Source organism: Streptomyces sp. NPDC053048, assembly GCF_044547045.1.
Lineage (GTDB): Bacteria > Actinomycetota > Actinomycetes > Streptomycetales > Streptomycetaceae > Streptomyces.
Genome location: NZ_JBITZS010000011.1, coordinates 120,291 through 140,953, shown reverse-complemented (window position 1 = coordinate 140,953; position 20,663 = coordinate 120,291). Strand labels below are relative to the sequence as shown.

Here is a 20,663-nt window from a genome sequence, read left to right as displayed (position 1 = left end):
GACCGGCGGGCCGGGGCGCGGCGCCCCGGCCCGTGGCCGCGTCAGGGTTCGGTGCGCTCGCTGCGCTGCTCGCCCTGGGCCTGGATGGCGGTGATGGCGACGGTGTTGACGATGTCCTGGACCAGCGCGCCGCGCGAGAGGTCGTTGACGGGCTTGCGCAGGCCCTGCAGGACCGGGCCGACGGCGACGGCACCGGCCGAGCGCTGCACGGCCTTGTAGGTGTTGTTGCCCGTATTGAGGTCCGGGAATACCAGGACCGTGGCCTTGCCGGCGACCTCGGAGCCGGGCAGCTTGGTCTTCGCCACGGCCGCGTCCACGGCGGCGTCGTACTGGATCGGGCCCTCGACCAGCAGGTCGGGGCGGCGCTCGCGGACGAGCTCGGTGGCCTTGCGGACCTTGTCGACGTCCGCGCCGGAGCCGGAGGTGCCGGTGGAGTACGACAGCATCGCGATCCGCGGCTCCACGCCGAACTGGGTGGCGGTCGCGGCGGACTGGATGGCGATGTCCGCGAGCTGCTCGGCGTTGGGGTCGGGGTTGACGGCGCAGTCGCCGTAGACCAGGACCCGGTCGGCCAGGCACATGAAGAAGACCGAGGAGACGATCTGGGCGCCCGGCGCGGTCTTGATGATCTCGAAGGCGGGGCGGATGGTGGCGGCGGTGGAGTGCACCGCGCCGGAGACCATGCCGTCGGCCAGGCCCTCCTGGACCATCAGCGTGCCGAAGTAGGACACGTCGGCGACGACGTCGTGGGCCAGCTCGACCGTCATGCCCTTGTGGGCGCGCGCCTTGGCGTACAGCTCGGCGAAGCGCTCGCGCAGCGGCGAGGTCTGCGGGTCGATGAGCTGGGCCTCGGCGAGGTCGATGCTCAGCTCGGCGGCCCGCTTGCGGATGGCCTCCTCCTCGCCCAGCAGGATCAGGTCGCACACGTCGCGGCGCAGCAGCACGTCGGCCGCGCGCAGCACGCGCTCCTCGGTGCCCTCGGGCAGGACGACGCGGCGGCGGGCGGAGCGGGAGCGCTCGATGAGCTCGTGCTCGAACATCATCGGCGTGACGCGCCCGGAGCGGGCCACCGCGATGCGGTCGGTGAGCTGGGCGGTGTCCACGTGGCGCTCGAAGAGGCCCAGCGCGGTCTCGGCCTTGCGCGGGGAGGACGTCTCCAGCTTGCCCTCGATCGCGAACAGTTCGGCCGCGGTGGGGAAGGAGCCGCCGGGGACGGAGACGACGGGCGTGCCCGGGGCCAGCCGGCCCGCGAGCGCCAGGATGTCCGGGCCGGGCCGCTCGTCCAGGGTCAGCAGCACGCCGGCGATGGGCGGGGCGCCCGCGCTGTGCGCGGCGAGCGCGCCGACGATGAGGTCCACGCGGTCCCCGGGGGTGACCACCAGGCAGCCCTCGGTCAGGGCGGGCAGGAAGACGGGCAGCATGGCGCCGCCGAAGACGAAGTCCTTGGCGTCGCGGGAGAGCCCGGCGTCGTCGCCGAGCAGCACCTCGGCGCCCAGCTTCTGCACGATCTGGCGCACGGTCGGCGCGGACAGCGAGCCGTCCTCCGGCAGCGCGTAGCAGGGCACCGGCAGCGTGGTGGACAGCCGCTCGGCGATCGTCTCGCGGTCGGCCGGGGCCACCCGGTTGACGACGAGGGCGACGACGTCGCAGCCCAGCGTCTCGTAGGCGCGGTAGGCGTTGCGGGCCTCGGCGTCGACGGACTCGGCCGACTGCTCCTGCCCGCCGACCACGGTGATCACCGAGGCGGCGAACTCGTTCGCCAGGCGGGCGTTGAGGGCCAGCTCGTCGGGGAGGGTGGTGCCCGCGAAGTCGGTGCCGAGGACCAGGACGTACTCGTACTGGCGGGCGACCGCGTGGAAGCGCTCGACCAGGCGGGAGACGAGCTCGTCGGTGCCGCGCTCGGCCTGCAGGGCGGCGGCCTCGTTGTACGTCAGGCCGACGACGCTCTCCGCGGTCTGGGACAGGCGGTAGCGGGACCGCAGCAGGTCGAAGAGGCGGTCGGGGCCGTCACCGTGGAAGAGGGGGCGGAAGACGCCCACCTTCTCCACATGCCGGGTCAGGAGCTCCATGACCCCCAGCTCGATGACCTGGCGCCCGTCGCCCCGGTCGGTCCCGGTCACGTACACGCTGCGCGTCACGCGTTGCTCTCCTCTGTCCTCGGCCGAAAATAAACCCGTTAGGGTGGGCTTTACCTCTTGACAATACCTGCGCCCGTGGCTAAGGCGCGCGTCAGGATGGTGAAGGTCGCGTGACCCCGCCGCCTTCGGCGGGGTGCGGCACTACGGCTCGGCCCGTGAAACAATCGGTTCGGCTCACAGGTACCAGTAGCGAGCAGGAGACACAGCACGATGCGCATCGGAGTCCTCACCGCGGGCGGCGACTGCCCTGGCCTGAACGCTGTCATCCGGTCGGTGGTGCACCGGGCGATGGTCGGCCACGGCGACGAGGTCATCGGCTTCGAGGACGGCTTCGCCGGACTGCTCGAGGGCCGCCACCGCAAGCTCGACCTCGAGGCCGTCAGCGGCATCCTGGCCCGCGGCGGCACCATCCTCGGCTCCTCCCGACTGGAGCGCGCGCGACTGCGCGAGGCCTGCGAGAGCTCCAAGGAGCTCGCCCGCGACCTCGGCATCGACGTGCTGATCCCGATCGGCGGCGAGGGCACGCTCACCGCGTCCAAGATGCTCTCCGACGCCGGCCTGCCCGTCGTCGGCGTTCCGAAGACGATCGACAACGACATCTCCTCCACGGACCGCACCTTCGGCTTCGACACCGCCGTCGGCGTCGCGACGGAGGCCATCGACCGCCTGAAGACCACCGCCGAGTCCCACCAGCGCGTCATGGTCGTCGAGGTCATGGGCCGCCACGCCGGCTGGATCGCGCTGGAGTCCGGCATGGCCGGCGGCGCCCACGGCATCTGCCTGCCCGAGCGCGCCTTCGACCCGGCCGACCTCGTCTCGATGGTCGAGGAGCGCTTCGCCCGGGGCAAGAAGTTCGCCGTCATCTGCGTCGCCGAGGGCGCGCACCCGGCCGAGGGCACCATGGACTACGCCAAGGGCGCCATAGACCAGTTCGGCCACGAGCGCTTCGCCGGCATCGGCACCAAGCTGGCCACCGAGCTCGAGCGCCGCCTGGGCAAGGAGGCCCGCCCGGTCATCCTCGGCCACGTCCAGCGCGGCGGCACGCCCACCGCCTACGACCGCGTCCTCGCCACCCGCTTCGGCTGGCACGCGGTCGAGGCCGCCCACCGCGGCGAGTTCGGCATGATGACGGCGCTCAAGGGCACCGACATCCGCATGGTGCCGCTGGCCGACGCCGTCACCGAGCTCAAGCGCGTCCCGGAGAACCGGATGGACGAGGCGGAGTCCGTCTTCTAGTCCGCACCCGGCACCCGTACGAACGGCGGTGGGCCGCCTCCCCGAAGGGAGGCGGCCCACCGCCGTTCTCCGTACGCGCGCCTACTGCGCCCCGATCGACTCCAGCATGTTCAGCCGGGCCGCCCGGCGGGCCGGCCAGACCGCCGCCAGGACGCCGACCGCGAGGGCCAGCAGCAGGAAGAGGGCGATCCGCCCCCACGGCACGACCATCTCGTACTGCGGGAAGGAGGACCGGACGAGGTGGCCGCCGGACCAGGCGAGGAAGACGCCGACCCCGATGCCCATGACCGCGCCGAACATCGCGATCGCCACGGACTCCAGCCGCACCATCCGCTTGACCTCGCGGCGCTCCAGGCCGATCGCGCGCAGCATCCCGATCTCCCGGGTCCGCTCGAAGACCGACATGGCCAGGGTGTTGACGACGCCGACGACGGCGATGACGACGGCCATGCCCAGCAGCCCGTACATCAGGTAGAGGACGTCGTCGATGTTGCCGGCCTCGGCGCGGCGCAGGTCCTCCTGGCTCTGGACCTTGACCGCCGGGTTGCCGCCGAGGGTCTCCTTGATCTTCTCGCGGAGCTCGCCCGCCTTGCCGGGGGCGGCCTTCACCAGGACCTCGTCGTCGCGCACCTTGTCCAGGTGCGGGTCCACCAGGGAGGGGGTGGCCAGGACTGCGGAGTAGACGTCGTTCTTCTTGTAGACCGCGGCGACCTTCGGGGCGGCCTTCTTGCCGTCGTAGAAGGACATCCGCAGCGTGGATCCGACCGTCAGGCCGCGCTCCTTGGCGTACTCGTCGGAGACCGCGACCGTGCCGTCGCGCACGTCGGCGGGCGAGCCGCTGACGAAGCGCACGTCGGCCACCTTGCCGATCGTGGCCATGTCGGTGGCGTTGACCAGCGCCGGCACATCGTCCGACTGGAAGCCGACCGAGCGCAGCGGGACGGAGGCCACGACGCCGGGCTCCTTGGCGAGGGTCCTGGCGATGTCCGTGGACAGGCCGCCGAAGTGCGCCGAGCTGACCTTGTAGTCGGCCGTCATGTCCTGCTGCCCCATCTTGGCCACCCCCGCGTCGGCGGAGACCGCGACCACGGTCAGGCCCGTGATCAGGGAGAGGCCGATCATCAGGGCCGAGGCGGTGGCGGCGGTGCGGCGCGGGTTGCGCAGCGCGTTCTCCCGGGCGAGCTTGCCGGTGACGCCGGTCGGCCGGGCGGTGGCCTTCGCGAACAGGCGCACGAACGGGCGGGAAAGCAGCGGGGCCAGCACGATGACGCCCGCCATGGTCAGGGCCGCGCCGGCCATCGCCGGCTGGAGGCCGCTGCTGTCCTTGAGCGTCGTGACGTACAGCATGACCGCGACGCCCGCGCCGGTGAGGACGGCGCCGATGCCGTTGCGGGCCACCAGGCCGCGGGGGGCCGGCGGCTGCTCCACGGTGGCCAGCGCCTCGACGGGGGCGATCCTGGCGGCCTTGCGGGAGGGCAGCCAGGCGGCGAGCACGGTGACCACGACGCCGACCGCGAGGGCGGAGAGCACGGCGGTCGGCTCGACGACCAGCGGGCCGTCGGGCAGGCCGGCGCCGACCGAGTTCAGCACCGAGCGCAGGCCGGCGGCGACGCCGAGGCCCAGGACGATGCCGGCGGCGGAAGCCACCAGGCCCAGCAGCCCGGCCTCGATGAGCACCGAGCGCACGACCTGGCGGCGCGAGGCGCCCACGGCGCGGAGCAGGGCGATCTCCCGGCTGCGCTGGGCGACGATCATGGTGAAGGTGTTGGCGATGATGAAGACGCCGACGAAGAGCGCGATACCGGCGAACGCCAGGAAGGTCTTGCGGATCGAGCTCGTCTGCTCGTCGATGGCCTTGGACTCGTCGGCGGCCAGCTTCTTGCCGCTCTGCGCCCAGAAGTTCTCCGGCAGCGTCTTGCGGATCTCGGCGGTCAGCTTCTCCTGGTCGGTGCCGGGGGTCGCGGAGACGACGAGCTCGCTGAACTCGCCGGGCTTGCCGAAGAGCTTCTGCGCGGTCGCGGTGTCGAACAGCGCGAGGCTGCCGCCCGCGCTCACGCGCGGGTCGTCGGTCGCGACGATGCCGACCAGCTTCTTGGTCATGACGGGTCCGTCGACGGCCAGCCGTACGGTGCCGCCGACCTTGGCGCCCGTCTTCCCGGCGGTCTTGGCGTCCAGGGCTATCTCGCCCGCGGAGGTGGGGCCGCGGCCCTCGACGAGGGGGTAGCGGCTGTCCTTGCCGTCCTTGCCGGGCACGTAGTTGGCGCCGGCGCTGCCCCACTCGCTGCCGGCGGGCTCGTTCTTCCGGTCCGCCACCATGGCGACGCCGTCGACGGACGGGCGCACGGAGGCCACACCCGGCAGGGCGCGGACGGTGTCGACGACGCGGGAGTCCAGCGGCCGGCCGTCCTTGGCGGCGGTGCTGGGCGGGCCGGCGGTCACGGAGACGGCCACGTCGTCGAGGCTCTTGGCCATCTTGTTGCGGAAGGCGCTGCCGACGGAGTCGCTGAAGATCAGGGTGCCGGAGACGAAGGCGGTGCCGAGGAGGACCGCGAGGGCGGTCATCATCAGCCGGGTCTTGTGCGCGAGGAGATTGCGCAGGGCGGTACGGAACATGGTTCGGGGTCTGTCCTGGAGGTCGTCGGATCCGGCGGTGATCAGCTCGTGCGGCCCTTGGCGTCGAAAGCCTTCATCCGGTCGAGGACGGCGTCGGCGGTCGGCTCGCGCATCTCGTCGACGATGCGGCCATCGGCGAGGAAGAGGACGCGGTCGGCGTAGGAGGCGGCGACGGGGTCGTGGGTGACCATGACGATCGTCTGCTCCAGCGCCCGTACCGATTCGTGGAGGAAGCCCAGCAGTTCGGCGCCCGAGCGGGAGTCGAGGTTGCCGGTCGGCTCGTCCGCGAAGATGATCTCGGGCTTGGCGGTGAGCGCGCGGGCCACGGCCACGCGCTGCTGCTGGCCGCCCGAGAGCTGGCTCGGCCGGTGCGCCAGGCGCCCGGACAGGCCGAGGGTGGCCACGATCTGCCGCAGCCACTCCGGGTCCGGCCTGCGGCCCGCGATGTCCATCGGCAGGGTGATGTTCTCCAGCGCCGTCAGGGTCGGCAGCAGGTTGAAGGCCTGGAAGACGAAGCCCACCTTGTCCCGGCGCAGCCGGGTCAGCTGCCGGTCGCCCAGCGAGCCCAGCTCGGTCTCGCCGATGCGGGTGGAGCCGGAGGAGATCGAGTCGAGGCCGGCCATGCAGTGCATCAGCGTCGACTTGCCGGAGCCCGACGGGCCCATGATCGCGGTGAACTCGGAGCGCCGGAACTCCACGGAGACCGAGTCCAGCGCGGCCACGCGGGTCTCCCCCTGCCCGTAGACCTTGCTCAGCCCGGTGGCACGGGCGGCGACGGCGCGGGCGCGCGGGACGTGGGGGACGGCGGGGGCGGCCGGGTAGGACACGGGTCTCCTCCGGAGGGGATGGGGGGGGAATCAACCGTTCCAATTCTTCGCGCCGCGTACCCGCCGGGCGTCAGCCCAGCGGCCGGAATACCGCGTCGGACTTTGGGACGGAGGAGGTAGGTGCCCGTAGTCCTTGAGACGGACCCCGTCATCCTGGGGGTCCACAGCCTCCGGCTTCCGCCCTCACCCCTTCACCGCGCCCCCGAGCGTGAAGCCGCCGCCCAGGCGGCGGGCGATGAGGGCGTAGAGCAGGATCACGGGGGTGGAGTAGAGGATCGAGAAGGCCGCCAACTGGCCGTAGGCCACCTGGCCGTAGTTGCCGAAGAACGTGAAGATGCTGACGGACGCGGGCAGTTGGTCCGGGGTGAGCAGCAGCATGAACGGGACGAAGAAGTTGCCCCACATCATGATGAAGCAGTAGATCGTCACGACCGCCAGGCCCGGACCCATCAGCGGCAGGATCACCCTGACCAGCGTCTGCAGCCGCCCGGCGCCGTCCGTCCAGGCGGCCTCCTCCAGGATGACCGGGACGCCGTCCATGAAGTTCTTCATCAGCCAGATGGCGAACGGCAGTTGCGCGGTGGCGAGGAAGAGCGCGGTGCCGTGGACGGTGTCGATCAGGTCGATCCGTACGAACAGCCCGTACACCGGCACCATGATCGCGGTGATCGGCAGGCAGGTGGTGAACAGCACCCCGAGCAGATACGGCCTGGTCAGGCGCGAGCGGTAGCGCGAGAGCGGGTACGCGGCGAGCGCGGCGCAGGTGATCGTCAGCAGCGTCGCGCCGCCGCAGAGCAGGAGGCTGTTGAGCATCGGGGTGAAGGTGATCTCGTCGGTCAGTACGGACGAGAAGTTGCCGGCCGTGGCGTCGGTGGGCCGGCGGACGGTCAGCCCCGCCTCGGAGTCGACGGAGGCCAGGACGAGCCAGACGAGCGGGACGGCGAACGCGGCCGCCACGGCGAGCAGCGCGGCGTCGGCGGCCAGGCGGTGACGGGTGCGGCGGGCGAGGAGCGGGCGCATGGCACCTCCGTGCGCGACGGCGCGAACAGCCGAGGGGAGCGTAGCGCGCACACGAAAGGGCGGTACACAGCCTGTGCCCGGTGACCTCCTCCTGTTCGCCGGCCGGCCGCCCAGAGGCGGGCCCGCCGGGGTGCGTGGCCGGGGCCCATTCGGCCGGTGAGCCTACTTGGCCGGCGAGTACCTACTTGGCCGGTGAGTAGATGTGGCCCGCGAACTCGGCCACCTGGGCGTCGGGGAGGTGGCGGGCCAGGTCGGCCTCGCTGATCATGCCGACGAGCCGTTTGTTCTCGATCACCGGCAGCCGGCGGATCCGGTGGCTCTCCATCTCGTGCAGGACGTCCTCGACGTCCGCGTTGGCGTCGATCCAGCGCGGGGTGCCCTCGCACAGGTCGCCCGCCGTGCACTTGGCCGGGTCCATCCCCTTGGCCAGGCACTTCACGACGATGTCACGGTCGGTGACGATGCCGCACAGCCGGCCGTTCTCGTTACTGACCGGCAGGGCGCCCACATTGAGCATCTCCATCACCTGGGCGGCCCGGGTCAGCGTCTCGTCACGCGTGATCCACTGGGCGCCCGGGTGCATGATGTCCTTCGCCTTGGTCATCTCGTGCCTCCTGTGCTGGTCCGGCGGTGCCGGTCAGGGGCGTGCGTAGACCATTTCCGCGAACTCGGCTATCTGGTCGTCCGTGAGGTGCTGGGCCAGGTCCGCTTCGCTGATCATGCCGACGAGCCGCTTGTTCTCGACCACCGGCAGCCGCTTGATGCGGTGGTTCTCCATTTCGTGCAGGACCTCCGTGACATCGGCGTTGGCGTCGATCCACCGGGGTGTGCCCTCGCACAGGTCGGCGGCCGTGCACTCCGCCGGCGAACGGCCCTCGGCTATGCACTTCACGACGATGTCGCGGTCGGTGATGATGCCGCACAGCCGCTCGTTGTTGTCCACGTCGCCCACCGGAAGGGCGCCCACATCGAGTTCCTTCATCAGCCGGGCCGCCTCGTCGAGGGTGTCCGACTTGGTGATCCAGTGGGCCCCGGGGTGCATGATCTCCTTGGCAACGGTCATGTCCGCCTCCTGAGTGCGTGCGTGGTCATGGTGCTGTTGGCACGCCTTCATCGTCTCCCTCCGGGCCGCCCCGGGCTATCGGAGGCATACTCCGTTCGGGTGGGTCGCCCGACGGGAGCGGCGGGGGCCGGAGCCGGGGGACGCGGCGGGGCGGGGGCGTACGAGCGCGCTACGAGCGTCCGTGCCGGGCGAGTGTCAGTGGCCGGTGCCAGACTGAATCCGGCCGGAGAAACCCGGCGGATTAGTTGAAGGAGCACACCACCATGCTCACTACCGACTTCGTCACCGGCGCTCCCAACTGGCTCGACCTCGGCAGCCCCGACCCCGAGGGGGCCGCCGCCTTCTACGGCTCCCTCTTCGGCTGGGACTTCCGGGAGGCGGGGCCCGAGGCCGGTGGCTACGGCTTCTTCAAGAAGGACGGGAAGACCGTCGCGGCCCTCGGCCCGCTCACCGAGGAAGGCGCGAGCTCGGCCTGGACGGTGTACTTCCAGACGCCCGACGCGGACGCCACGGTCAAGGCCGTCGAGCAGGGCGGCGGCATCGTCCGGGTCGCCCCCTTCGACGTGATGGACGCCGGGCGGATGGCCTGCCTCACGGACCCCGGCGGCGCCGACTTCGCCCTGTGGCAGCCGGCCACGGTCAGTGGCCTGGAGAAGGCCTCCGAGGAGGGCTCCCTGTGCTGGGCCGAGCTCCATGTGGGTGACCCGGCGGCCGCCAAGGCCTTCTACCGGGGGATCTTCGGCTGGCGCTCCGCGGACCTCAAGGTCCCCGGCATGACGTACACGGTCCTGGCCACCGCGGACGGCGAGGACCAGAACGAGGCGTCCTTCGGCGGGGTGGTGCCGCTGCTGGAGGAGACGGAGACGCCGCGGTGGATCCCCTACTTCTCCGTCACGGACGTCGACGCGGTCGTGCGCGGCACCCAGGGCGGCGGCGGCTCGGTGCGCGTACCCGCGTCGGACGTCCCGGACGTGGGCCGCATGGCCTGGCTGGCGGACCCCTTCGGGGCGACGTTCGCGGTGATCAGGCCGAGCACGCCGGTGACGCCGCCGACGGTGGTGTGAGCGCGCCCCTCAGCCTTTCACCCCCGCTGGGGCGGCCTCCCCGGCGGGGCCGGGAGTGACGAACTGGGTCCGGTACAGCTCCTCGTACCGCCCGCCCTCGGCGAGCAGCGACTCGTGCGTTCCGCGCTCCACGATCCGCCCGTCCTCCACGACGAGGATCAGATCGGCGGCCCGTACGGTCGAGAGCCGGTGCGCGATCACCACGGCGGTACGCCCCACCAGCGCCTCGGCCAGTGCCTCCTGGACCGCCGCCTCCGAGGTGTTGTCCAGGGCGGCGGTGGCCTCGTCCAGGACGACCACCCGAGGGCGGGCCAGCAGCAGCCGGGCGATCGTCAGCCGCTGGCGCTCGCCGCCGGACAGCCGGTAGCCGCGCTCGCCGACGACGGTGTCCAGTCCGTCGGGGAGGGAGGCGATCAGCCCGTCCAGCCGGGCCCGGCGCAGCACGTCCCACAGCTCCTGTTCGTCCGCCTCCGGCCTGGCGAACAGCAGGTTCTCGCGGATGGAGGCGTGGAAGAGGTGCCCGTCCTGGGTGACCATGCCCAGGGTCTCGCGCAGCGAGGCGGCGGTCAGCTCGCGGACGTCCACGCCGGCCAGGCGCACGGCGCCCGAGTCGGTGTCGTACAGGCGGGCCAGCAGCTGCGCCACGGTCGACTTGCCCGCGCCCGACGACCCGACGAGCGCGACCATCTGTCCGGGCTCGGCCCGGAACGACACCCCGCGCAGGACCTCGGTCCCGCCCCGGGTGTCGAGGGTGGCGACCTCCTCGAGGGAGGCGAGCGAGACCTTGTCGGCTGACGGGTAGCCGAAGCGTACGGAGTCGAACTCCACCGGCACCGGGCCGTCCGGCACGGCACGGGCGTCCGGCTTCTCCACGATCAGCGGCTTGAGGTCCAGCACCTCGAAGACCCGCTCGAAGCTGACGAGGGCGCTCATCACCTCCACGTGCGCACCGGACAGCGCGGTGAGCGGGGCGTAGAGGCGGGTGAGCAGAAGGGCGAGGGAGACGATGGACCCCGCGTCGAGCTGCCCGCGCAGGGCGAGGAAACCGCCGAGTCCGTAGACCACGGACAGCGCGAGGGCGGAGACCAGGGTCAGGGCCGTCACGAAGTACGTCTGGACCATGGCGGAGCGGACCCCGATGTCCCGCACCCGCCGTGCCCGCGCGGCGAATTCGGCGGACTCCTGCTCCGGCCGCCCGAAGAGCTTGACGAGCGTGGCGCCCGGGGCGGAGAACCGCTCGGTCATCTGCGTGCTCATCGCGGCGTTGTGATCGGCCCCTTCGCGCCGCAGCTCCGCGAGTCTCCTGCCGACCCGGCGCGCGGGCAGCACGAACACCGGCAGCAGGACGAGGGCGATGAGGGTGATCTGCCAGGAGAGGGTGAGCATCACCGTGAGCGTCAGCAGCAGCGTCACGAGGTTGCCGACGACACCGGAGAGGGTGTCGCTGAACGCGCGCTGGGCGCCGATCACATCGTTGTTCAGCCGGCTGACGAGGGCGCCGGTACGGGTGCGGGTGAAGAACGCGACGGGCATCCGCTGCACGTGGTCGTACACGGCGGTGCGCAGGTCGAGGATCAGCCCCTCGCCGATGTTCGCCGACAGCCACCGCGTCAGCAGCCCGAGGCCGGCCTCGGCGAGCGCGATGAGGGCGATCAGCCCGGAGATCGTCAGAACGGTACCGGCGGCCTCGTTGCCGACGATCGCGTCGACCACCCGCCCGGCGAGCAGCGGCGTGGCGACGGCCAGCGCGGCGGTCACGGTACTGAGCAGCAGAAACAACACGAGCCGCCGCCGATGCGGCCGCGCGAACGCCCCGACGCGGCGCAACGTGGCCCGCGAGAACGGCCTCGGCCGCCCCCCGTCCCGCCGCGCCCGCTGGGCGTTGATCGTGCTGTGCAAGGAGTGCCAGGCGGTTACTTCCATGTCCATCGCGGGTCTCCTTGCGAGGTGGCTGTGCGTGACCAGGGGTGACGAGACGAGACCACGAACGTATGACCTCAACCAATGTTGAGGTCAAGGAATTCCCGCCGCAGCGCCGGTTCCGCGCTCCGGCGTGGGGGTGTGCCGCGGGCCGGGGCGGACACAACTGCTGTCCTGGCGGGGCCGGACCGTAGCGTTGGGCGCGCAGTCAGCCTCGGTGCGGAGGGAGCGACGGAATGGCAGTGATGGTGCACAGCCGTGGGTCGGGGTGGAGCCCGGAGCTCTATCAGGCGACGTTCGACAGGGCGATCCCGGACACGGCGAATCCGCCGGCCGGGCTCCTCGCCCACTTCGCCACCCCGGCGGGGAACGGCGAGTGGCAGGTGATCGACGTGTGGGATTCCGAAGAGGCCTTCCGGCACTTCCTGGAGAAGACCGTCCTCCCGGTGGCGAAGGAGCTGGGGGCGCCGCCGTTCGACTCGGCGGCGTTCGAGATCTACAACTACCTGATCCCGTAACCACCTGGTCCCGTGGGCGGCGGCGGGCGCGGTCATTCGCCTTCGTACAGCGCCCGCCGCAGTCCCAGCCACCGCTCCTGCCACTCGCGTTCGTTCCCCTCGAGGGCCCACACGACGCCGCGCAGCACGCCCCAGCTGGGTGTCCCCTTGCCGCGGAAGATGTCGGAGAGCGTGGAGACGCCGACCTTGGCAGGCAGCTCGTCGTTCCGCCGGATCTTCTCGGCGATCTGCCGCAACGAGGGGTAGCCCGCCTCCATCCGCAGCTGCAGGAGTCCGGCGGCGAAGTCGGCCGCCACGGTCGGCACGGGGGTGGCGACGGGCGGTGCCGGGAGCACAGGCGGTTGTGCCGTCCCCACCGGGCGCGCTCCGCGCGCCGCCTCCAGTTCCGCCTCCACCGCCGTGCGCTTCATCAGCCACTCCGCGGGGTCGCCGCCCCACGCCCGCACCAGGGCGCCCAGCACGGGACGGGTCGGTACGCGCCGGCCGCGCAGCGCCGCGTAGAGGGTCGAGCGGGGGATCCGCGAGCGCGCCGCTATCTGGTCGACCGTCGGGGCGTCGAAGCCCGCGGCGTCGCGCAGGGCGCGGAGTTCGAGCGCGAAGCGCGGTAAGGGTCCGTCCTTCGAATCCAGATGCGAGAGCCGTCTGGGCATGTCGTCCCCCATTGTCGCCGATTGGGCGCGTATTGTAGTCGTATTGTCTCGTTCGATTGAACAGGGGCAAAGGTCAATACATGCTGGTGGCGCGGAAGTTGACAAGCCGCCAGTGTCCCCGGCCTCGCGAGCACAAGAGGACACATGGCGGCCCAGCCAGCCGACGTCGTCGGCGGGAAGGACGGACCGGATGGGTCAGTCGCTCTCTTATCGTCCCCTACGGCCCCCCGGGGGCCGCAAGGTCCCCTCGGACATCGCCGTCGTGGTGGTCGTCGTCATCGTCGTGGTGAGCGTGTGCGCCGCTCTGCCGGGTCCGCAGGTCGCCGCGTTCGCGGGGCTCTTCGGCGCGGTCGGCAACGCGGTGGTGCTGCTGCGGCACGGCCGCGGCGGCACGGGCGCCGCTCCGTTCCACGGCTGACGGGCAACGCCCGAGCCGGCAGCCGGCAGCTGACGGCATGAGGAAAGGGGGCGGGGCCCATGACGGCTTCGCCCCCTTTGTCGGGTGCTCCATATTTGACTTGCCTTTACCAATTCTTTGAGCTTGACTCGGGCCGCTATCGCTCCACCCCCCGCCTCCCGAAGGATTCCCCGTGCAGCGCTCCGCCCGCCGCCTCACCCGTACCCTCTCCGCCCTCGCCGTGACCGGCCTGGCGCTGACCGCCCTGACCGCCTGCGGTGCCGAGGAGAAGGTCAAGGACGAGGTCAAGAAGGAGGCCTCGGACGCGAAGAAGTCCGTCGAGGACAAGGCCGTGGACACCGTGGACAAGGCCGTGGGCGGTTCCTACGAGGTCACCTACGAGGTCACCGGCTCCGTCGACTCCATCGACTTCAACGAGGGCAAGGGCTCGGCCGCCAAGCCCGAGTTCACCACCGAGAACAAGCCCAAGACGCCGTGGAAGAAGACGCTCACCCTCAAGGGCATCCAGTCCCCGACGGTGAGTGCGATGGTGCTCGAGGGCGAGGGCGCCTGCAAGATCACCTACAAGGGCAAGGTCCTCGACCAGAAGACCGCCAAGGCCTCGGACACCGGCCTGGCCCTGTGCAACGCCGTCTCGCCCGTCGGCCAGTAGCGGATCCCCTTCACCCCTTCACCCCTTCACCCTCACACCTCCTCCCGCAGCAGTCGCACGTACACCACGGCGAACAGGCCGCCCACCAGCAGGAGCAGCAGGGCCACCGCCGTGCCGTAGCCGATCAGGGACTTCAGGAACGCCTGGTCGTACATGAACACCGGCAGGGTCTGGCTGCGGTTGCCCGGTCCGCCGCGGGTCATGGCCCAGATGAGGCCGAAGACCGACAGGGTCTGGAGCGTGTTGAGCATCAGGTTGGTGCCGATGGAGCGGCGGAGCATGGGGAGAGTGATGTGCCGGAAGCGGCGCAGACCACTCGCCCCGTCCACCTCCGCCGCCTCCGTCACCTCGCGGGGGATCCCGTCCAGGGCCGCCGAGTAGACCAGCATGGAGAAGGCCGTCCCGCGCCAGACATTGGCGAAGGAGACGGCCAGGATGGGCAGGGTGAACAGCCAGTTCTGCTGCGGCAGATGCAGCCACTCCAGCACCGCGTTCAGCGTGCCGCGCCGGTTGAAGAACGTGTAGAGCAGGAAGCCGGCGACGATCTCCGGCAGCACCCACGCCGCGATCACCACCGCGCCCGTCAGCGACCGCACCGGCCCCGACGCGCGCCGCATCAGGGCCGCCAGCGCGAAGCCCAGCGTGTTCTGGCCGACGATCGACGAGATCACCGTGAAGGCGAGCGTCAGCAGCACCGCGTTGACGAAGTCCGGGTCCCCGAAGGCCCGCCGGAAGTTGGCCAGGCCCACGAACGACGCCGCCTCCTGGCCCGTCAGCTGGGTGTCCGTGAAGGCCAGGTACACGCAGTAGGCGATCGGCCCGGCCAGGAACAGCGTCAGCAGGGCCGTGGCCGGGGCGATGGGCAGCCAGCGCACCGGGCGGCGGCCGGGCCTCAGGGCCCTCATCGCGTCGTCACACCCGCCGCGCCCACGATCGACCTCAGCCGCTCGTCGTAGCGGCGCGCCGCCCCCGCCGCGTCGGCGTCACCGGTCGTGACCGCCTCCATCGCCTCCTGGATGGCGTTGGAGACCCTCGGATAGACCGGCAGCGCGGGACGGTAGTGGGTGTCCTTCACCAGCCCGGTGAAGAACTCGATGCCGGGCATCGACGCGCGGTACTTCGCCGAGGCCGCCACGTCCTCGCGCACCGCGATCTGCGCGTCCCGCACCGTCCAGTCGGTGGCGTTCTCCGGGGTCTGCAGCGTCTCGATCACCTGCCAGGCGAGATCCGGCTTGGCGGACTTCGCGCTGATCGACCACGTCCAGCCGCCCGACAGGCTCACCCGCCCCGGCGCCCTGCCGTCCTGCGTCGGGAAGGCCGCCCGCCCCATCACCCGCGACCACCGAGGCCACGGCTTCGGCCCGGACTCCAGCCAGAACTTGCCCAGCCACGAGCCGTCCAGGGCGATGGCCAGCCGGCCGCCGGGCAGCCAGTCGGTGGCGACGCGGGTGCCGATGTTGGGGTCGAGGGCGTCCGACGGATCCGGGCCCAGCTTCTCGGCGTAGACGGTCCGCACGAAGTCGAGGGAGTCGCGGAAGCCCCGGTCGCCGACCACCCACTTCTTCGCCGACGGGTCGTAGAGGGGGTTCGCCCCCGTCCCGTACACCAGCATCTCGAAGCCCTGCATGCTGGCGGCCTCGCCGGCGCCCTTTCCGGTGTAGACGTTGAGGGGGGCGACGCCGGGGACCTTGCGCTTGATCGTGCGGGCGGCCTCCAGGACGTCCTTCCACGTACTCGGCTGCCAGTCGGCCGGCAGACCGGCCCGCCCGAAGATCTCCTTGTTGAACCACAGCCCCCGGGTGTCGGTCCCGTCAGGCACCCCGTACGTCTTCCCGTCCTCCGCCCTCGCCGAGGCCTTCGCGGCCGCCGCGAACCGGTCCCAGTGCTTCCAGCGGGCCAGCCGGTCGTCCAGCGGTCTCAAGTATCCGCTCTTGATGTCGGAGTTGATGAGGAACGTGTCCTCGCGCACCACATCAGGGGCGGTCTTCGGGGACCGCATCATCTGCTGGATCTTGGCGTAGTAGTCCTCCTGGGAGGCCTGCACGGGGATGAGCCGGAGCTTCTTGCCCCGGTGCTCCCGCTCGAACTGCCGCTTGACGCCGGCCAGGTAGTCGTCCATGAGCCGGACCTTGTTGTCCGTGCTGCGCTGGTAGGCGATCTTCACGGTGTCCGGGTCGCTGCCGGACCCGCCGCCGCAGGCGGTCAGCGCCGCGAGGGAGGCGAGGGCGGTGAGTGTGGCGACGAGGGGCACGGGGCTGAGGGGCACGGGGCTGGTGGGGCGCACGGCACGACCTCCTGCACCTTGGGTGTCGATTCGTACGTTCCCCGGCCGGCCCCGCCGCACGCGCCCACCACCGTCCGGTCGGGGGTCAGCGCCTCCCGGCCCAGCGGTACAGCAGCTCCGGCCGCCCGATCTGCCCGTACTGCGGTGCCCGCCCCGCACGGCCGGTGTCCACCAGGTACTCCAGGTACCGCCGCGCGGTGATCCGCGAGATGCCGACGGCCGTCGCGGCCGCCCCCGACGAGAGGCCGTCGGGCCCCGCCGACCGCAGGGTCCGGGTGACGGCCTGCAGGGTGTCCACGGCCAGCCCCTTGGGCAGCGCCACCGGCTGCGGCGCGCGCAGGACGGCCAGGGCCCGGTCCACCTCCTCCTGCCCGCTGGCCTCCCCGGCGGCGGCGCGGAACTCCGCGTACCGGCCGAGGCGGTCGCGCAGTGTGGCGAAGGTGAAGGGCTTGAGCACGTACTGGACGACGCCCAGGGAGACGCCCTCGCGGACGATCGCGAGATCGCGCGCGGAGGTCACCGCGATGACGTCGGCGGTGTGCCCGGCCGTGCGCAGTGAGCGCACCAGCTGCAGGCCGTGCCCGTCGGGCAGGTAGAGGTCGAGCAGGAGCAGGTCGACGGGCGTCCGCTTGAGGAACTGCGAGGCGTCGCCGCGCGAGTGCACCACGCCCGCCACCGTGAACCCGGGCACCCGCTCCACGTACAGCGCGTGCGCGTCGGCCGCGAGGGGGTCGTCCTCGACGACGAGCACCCGGATCGGCGGCGCGCATTCCGGCAGCGGCCCCGGGCTGTTCGTCACCGCTCTCGCGCTGTTCGGCACTGCTCTCGGGCCGTTCGTCACCGCTCTCGGGCCGTCCGGCAGCGGCCCCTGGCCGTCCGGCAGGCGTCTCGGGCCGTCCGGCAGCGGTCTCGGGCTGGTGGTCATGCGGGGACTCCTTCGGAGGGACGGACACACAGGGGCAGCCGGACCGTGAACTCGGCCCCGCCGGAGGGGGAGCGCCCGAGGGCGACCGTGCCGCCGTTGCGCCGGGCGGCCTGCTGGACGAGCGCCAGGCCCAGGCCGCGCCCGTGCGGCACCGCCCCGGCCGACTTGGTGGACCAGCCGCGGCGGAAGACCTCGTCGACGGCCTCGGGCGGGATGCCGGGGCCGGTGTCGCCGACGCGCAGCAGCAGTTCGTCCTCGCCGGCGCGCACGGTGACGCAGACGCGGCCGGGGCGGCGGGTGTCACGGGCGGCCTCGACAGCGTTGTCGATGAGGTTGCCCAGGACGGTGACCAGGTCGCGGGCGGGCAGGCCGGGCGGCAGCAGGCCGTCGTCCACGCGCGTGTCGTCGGTCAGGACGAGCTCCACGCCCTGCTCGTTGGCCTGGGCGGCCTTGCCCAGCAGCAGGGCGGCCAGCACGGGTTCGGCGACGGCCGCCACCACCCGGTCGGTCAGGGCCTGGGCGAGCTCGAGTTCGGCCGTGGCGAAGTCCACGGCCTCCTCGGCGCGGCCGAGCTCGATGAGGGAGACCACGGCGTGCAGCCGGTTGGCGGCCTCGTGCGCCTGCGAGCGCAGCGCCTCGGCGAGGCCGCGCACGGAGTCCAGTTCGCCGGAGAGCGCCTGGAGTTCGGTGTGGTCGCGCAGGGTGACGACCGTGCCGTTCCGCTCGCCGCCCGCGACGGGGCAGGTGTTGACGACCACGATCCGCTCGGCGGTCAGGTGCACCTCGTCCACGCGCGGCGCCGTGGCGAGCAGGGCGTCGGTGAGGGCGGGCGCCAGGCCCAGGGCGTCGACGCGGCGGCCGACGACATCGCCGTGCAGGCCCAGGAGTTCACGGCCCGCGTCGTTGATGAGGGCGACGCGCCCGCGCCCGTCCAGCATCAGCAGTCCCTCGCGGACCGCGTGCAGCGCGGCCTCGTGGTAGTCGTGCATATGGCCGAGCTCGGTGGCGTTCATGCCGTGGGTGTGGCGGCGGAGGCGGGAGTTGAGCAGATACGTGCCCGCGCCGCCGAGCGCGAGGACGGCCACGGCCACGCAGAACAGGACGGTGAGCTGCCGGCGCACCTCGGCGCTGATGGCGTCGACCGTGATGCCCGCGCTGACCAGGGCGGTGACGTCGGCCGGTGCGGGCGGCCCGGCCAGGACGGGCACGACCGCCCGCACGGACGGGCCCAGGGTGCCGGTGTAGGTCTCGGAGAACGCCCGGCCGCCGAGGGCGGGGGCGGTGTGGCCGAGGAAGCGCTCGCCGATCCGGACGGGGTCGGGGTGCGTCCAGCGCAGTCCGCCCGGACTCATGATCGTCACGAAGTCGACGCCGGTGTCGTGCCGGACCTGCTCCGCGTACGGCTGGAGCGCGGCACTGGGATCGGCGGAGCGGACGGCCGCGCGGACGGCCGGTGACGCGGCCACGGCGGCCGCGGCGGCGGTCACCTGGCGGCGGGCCGCCTCCTCGGCCTGGTCACGGTCGGAGATGTAGGCGAACACCGCGCAGGCGGCCACCACAGCGGCGACCAGCACGATCTGCATCGCGAAGAGCTGGCTCGCCAGGCTGCGGGGGCGTCGTATGCGAGGTTTGCGCATGGCCGACAGTGTGCCCCTTGGCGCGTTCGTGAACGTAATGCACGCAAGGGTGACCGCCATCACATTGGCGTGCATAGTCTCTCCGCGACGCTGCTCTTACCGCCGGTTCGCCGGATGGGCGGTGTCGGATCATGCCGGACCTCATGACGAACGTCATGCGGGACACCGTGCCGGACACCGTGCCGGACCGGTACCGGACCCATGCCGGACCCCATGCCGAGCCGCACGACAAGGAGACGACGACCGTGGCAGTGCAGTCCCCATCACCGCCGCCGCCCGCCACGCCGGAGCGGCGCACCGGCCGGAAGCCCGACCGGAGCCATTACCTCTACCTCGCGGTGATCGCCGCCGTGGTCGCGGGCATCGTGGTCGGCCTGGCGGCCCCGGGCGTGGCCGTCGAGCTGAAGCCGCTGGGCACCGGCTTCGTCAACCTGATCAAGATGATGATCTCGCCGGTCATCTTCTGCACGATCGTGCTCGGCATCGGGTCCGTCCGGAAGGCGGCCAAGGTCGGGGCGGTGGGCGGGCTGGCGCTCGGCTACTTCCTGCTGATGTCCACAGTGGCGCTGGCCATCGGCCTGGTGGTCGGCAACCTGCTGGAGCCCGGCAGCGGGCTCCACCTCACGGAGCAACTGCGGCACGCGGGCGAGGCCCAGGCCAAGGGCGCCTCGCACGAGTCGACGGCCGACTTCCTGCTCGGCATCATCCCGACCACGCTCGTCTCCGCCTTCACCGGCGGCGAGGTGCTGCAGACGCTGCTCGTGGCCCTGCTGTGCGGCTTCGCGCTGCAGGCGATGGGCAGCGCCGGCGAGCCCGTACTGCGCGGAATCGGCCATGTTCAGAAGCTGGTCTTCCGTGTCCTCGCGATGATCATGTGGGCGGCGCCGGTGGGCGCGTTCGGCGCGATCGCGGCGGTGGTCGGCGCGACGGGCGTGGCCGCGCTGAAGTCGCTGGCCGTCATCATGATCGGCTTCTACGCCACCTGTCTGATCTTCGTGGTCGTGGTGCTGGGCCTGCTGCTGCGGCTGGTGGCGGGGATCAACATCTTCGCGCTGCTGAAGTACCTGGGGCGGGAGTTCCTGCTGATCCTGTCGACGTCGTCCTCGGAGTCGGCCCTGCCGCGCCTCATCGCCAAGATGGAGCACCTGGGCGTGAGCCGCCCGGTCGTCGGCATCACGGTGCCCACGGGTTACTCGTTCAACCTCGACGGCACGGCGATCTACCTGACGATGGCGTCGCTGTTCGTGGCGGAGGCGATGGGTCAACCGCTGTCGCTGAGCCAGCAGATCTCGCTCCTGCTGTTCATGATCATCGCCTCGAAGGGCGCGGCCGGCGTGACGGGCGCGGGCCTCGCCACCCTCGCCGGCGGCCTGCAGTCCCACCGTCCCGAACTCGTCGACGGCGTCGGCCTGATCGTCGGCATCGACCGCTTCATGAGCGAGGCCCGCGCCCTGACCAACTTCGCCGGGAACGCGGTGGCGACCGTCCTGGTCGGCACCTGGACGAAGGAGATCGACCACGCGCGCGTGCGGGACGTCCTGGCCGGACGGATGCCGTTCGACGAGGCGACCCTGGCGGATGGCGACCCCGATGCGGGGGCGTCCGGCGCGGAGAAGGAGCCGGTGGCGGCGCTGTAGCCGCATTCCGCACCGGGAGCCGGGCCGCCGGTGGGAGGATGGCGAGGTGTCCCAGGCCACC

Annotated in this window: 18 protein-coding genes; 6 read left to right on the top strand and 12 right to left on the bottom strand. The window is 71.8% G+C overall.

The window, feature by feature from the left end; genetic code table 11:
* Positions 1–41: 41 nt before the first annotated feature.
* Entirely contained in the window at positions 42–2,138 is a 2,097-nt protein-coding gene (gene pta / locus ACIG36_RS28295) for a phosphate acetyltransferase (RefSeq protein WP_399933694.1), read from the bottom strand.
* A 210-nt stretch (positions 2,139–2,348) separates the two neighbouring features.
* Between pta and ACIG36_RS28290 the strand changes: the two genes are divergently transcribed.
* Complete coding sequence (locus ACIG36_RS28290) at positions 2,349–3,374, top strand: ATP-dependent 6-phosphofructokinase (protein WP_399933691.1); 1,026 nt, start codon at positions 2,349–2,351, stop codon at positions 3,372–3,374.
* Between the two features lie 81 nt (positions 3,375–3,455).
* Here ACIG36_RS28290 and ACIG36_RS28285 read toward each other — a convergent pair whose 3' ends face one another.
* The 5 genes from ACIG36_RS28285 to ACIG36_RS28265 form a co-directional block, all read right to left on the bottom strand.
* Positions 3,456–5,987 carry an ABC transporter permease gene (locus ACIG36_RS28285; protein WP_399933688.1) on the bottom strand — a complete coding sequence of 844 codons (2,532 nt, stop codon included), beginning with the start codon at positions 5,985–5,987 and terminating at the stop codon, positions 3,456–3,458.
* 41 nt (positions 5,988–6,028) lie between these two features.
* Positions 6,029–6,814 carry an ABC transporter ATP-binding protein gene (locus ACIG36_RS28280; RefSeq protein ID WP_399933685.1) on the bottom strand — a complete coding sequence of 262 codons (786 nt, stop codon included), beginning with the start codon at positions 6,812–6,814 and terminating at the stop codon, positions 6,029–6,031.
* A 183-nt stretch (positions 6,815–6,997) separates the two neighbouring features.
* Entirely contained in the window at positions 6,998–7,834 is an 837-nt protein-coding gene (locus ACIG36_RS28275; protein WP_399933682.1) for a carbohydrate ABC transporter permease, read from the bottom strand.
* Positions 7,835–8,015: 181 nt separating this feature from the next.
* Positions 8,016–8,438, bottom strand: coding sequence for a CBS domain-containing protein (locus ACIG36_RS28270; RefSeq protein ID WP_399933679.1), 423 nt, complete (start codon positions 8,436–8,438; stop codon positions 8,016–8,018).
* 33 nt (positions 8,439–8,471) lie between these two features.
* On the bottom strand, positions 8,472–8,897 hold the full coding sequence (locus ACIG36_RS28265) for a CBS domain-containing protein (protein ID WP_399933677.1): 426 nt from the start codon (positions 8,895–8,897) through the stop codon (positions 8,472–8,474).
* 263 nt (positions 8,898–9,160) lie between these two features.
* Between ACIG36_RS28265 and ACIG36_RS28260 the strand changes: the two genes are divergently transcribed.
* Positions 9,161–9,961: a VOC family protein gene (locus ACIG36_RS28260; RefSeq protein ID WP_399933674.1), complete on the top strand. Its 801-nt coding sequence runs from the start codon at positions 9,161–9,163 to the stop codon at positions 9,959–9,961.
* 9 nt (positions 9,962–9,970) lie between these two features.
* On the opposite strand, the gene ACIG36_RS28255 is transcribed toward ACIG36_RS28260, so the two are convergent.
* Positions 9,971–11,890 carry an ABC transporter ATP-binding protein gene (locus ACIG36_RS28255; protein ID WP_399933671.1) on the bottom strand — a complete coding sequence of 640 codons (1,920 nt, stop codon included), beginning with the start codon at positions 11,888–11,890 and terminating at the stop codon, positions 9,971–9,973.
* Positions 11,891–12,117: 227 nt separating this feature from the next.
* On the opposite strand from ACIG36_RS28255, the gene ACIG36_RS28250 reads away from it, so the two are divergent.
* Entirely contained in the window at positions 12,118–12,399 is a 282-nt protein-coding gene (locus tag ACIG36_RS28250) for a hypothetical protein (protein ID WP_399933668.1), read from the top strand.
* A gap of 32 nt (positions 12,400–12,431) precedes the next feature.
* Here the strand turns inward: ACIG36_RS28250 and ACIG36_RS28245 are convergent, their stop codons facing one another.
* Positions 12,432–13,049 (bottom strand): helix-turn-helix domain-containing protein, encoded by a 618-nt coding sequence (locus tag ACIG36_RS28245; protein ID WP_399933665.1) that lies wholly within the window; start codon positions 13,047–13,049, stop codon positions 12,432–12,434.
* Between the two features lie 190 nt (positions 13,050–13,239).
* Between ACIG36_RS28245 and ACIG36_RS28240 the strand changes: the two genes are divergently transcribed.
* Together ACIG36_RS28240 and ACIG36_RS28235 are read left to right on the top strand one after the other, a co-directional pair.
* The gene (locus ACIG36_RS28240; RefSeq protein WP_399933662.1) at positions 13,240–13,467 is read left to right on the top strand and encodes a hypothetical protein; all 228 of its coding nucleotides are present in this window, start codon (positions 13,240–13,242) and stop codon (positions 13,465–13,467) included.
* A gap of 172 nt (positions 13,468–13,639) precedes the next feature.
* Positions 13,640–14,119, top strand: a complete 480-nt coding sequence (locus ACIG36_RS28235) for a hypothetical protein (RefSeq protein ID WP_399933659.1) — start codon at positions 13,640–13,642, stop codon at positions 14,117–14,119.
* Between the two features lie 32 nt (positions 14,120–14,151).
* Here ACIG36_RS28235 and ACIG36_RS28230 read toward each other — a convergent pair whose 3' ends face one another.
* From ACIG36_RS28230 to ACIG36_RS28215, 4 genes are all read right to left on the bottom strand, one after another.
* Positions 14,152–15,024 carry a carbohydrate ABC transporter permease gene (locus ACIG36_RS28230; protein WP_399933656.1) on the bottom strand — a complete coding sequence of 291 codons (873 nt, stop codon included), beginning with the start codon at positions 15,022–15,024 and terminating at the stop codon, positions 14,152–14,154.
* The gene (locus ACIG36_RS28225) at positions 15,021–16,403 is read right to left on the bottom strand and encodes an extracellular solute-binding protein (RefSeq protein ID WP_399933653.1); all 1,383 of its coding nucleotides are present in this window, start codon (positions 16,401–16,403) and stop codon (positions 15,021–15,023) included. Before ACIG36_RS28225 ends, ACIG36_RS28230 begins: the two co-directional genes overlap by 4 nt.
* A gap of 85 nt (positions 16,404–16,488) precedes the next feature.
* Complete coding sequence (locus ACIG36_RS28220; protein WP_399933651.1) at positions 16,489–17,328, bottom strand: response regulator; 840 nt, start codon at positions 17,326–17,328, stop codon at positions 16,489–16,491.
* Positions 17,325–18,965, bottom strand: a complete 1,641-nt coding sequence (locus ACIG36_RS28215) for an ATP-binding protein (protein WP_399933648.1) — start codon at positions 18,963–18,965, stop codon at positions 17,325–17,327. Before ACIG36_RS28215 ends, ACIG36_RS28220 begins: the two co-directional genes overlap by 4 nt.
* Before the next feature lie 251 nt (positions 18,966–19,216).
* Between ACIG36_RS28215 and ACIG36_RS28210 the strand changes: the two genes are divergently transcribed.
* Complete coding sequence (locus ACIG36_RS28210) at positions 19,217–20,602, top strand: cation:dicarboxylate symporter family transporter (RefSeq protein WP_399933960.1); 1,386 nt, start codon at positions 19,217–19,219, stop codon at positions 20,600–20,602.
* Positions 20,603–20,663 lie beyond the last annotated feature (61 nt).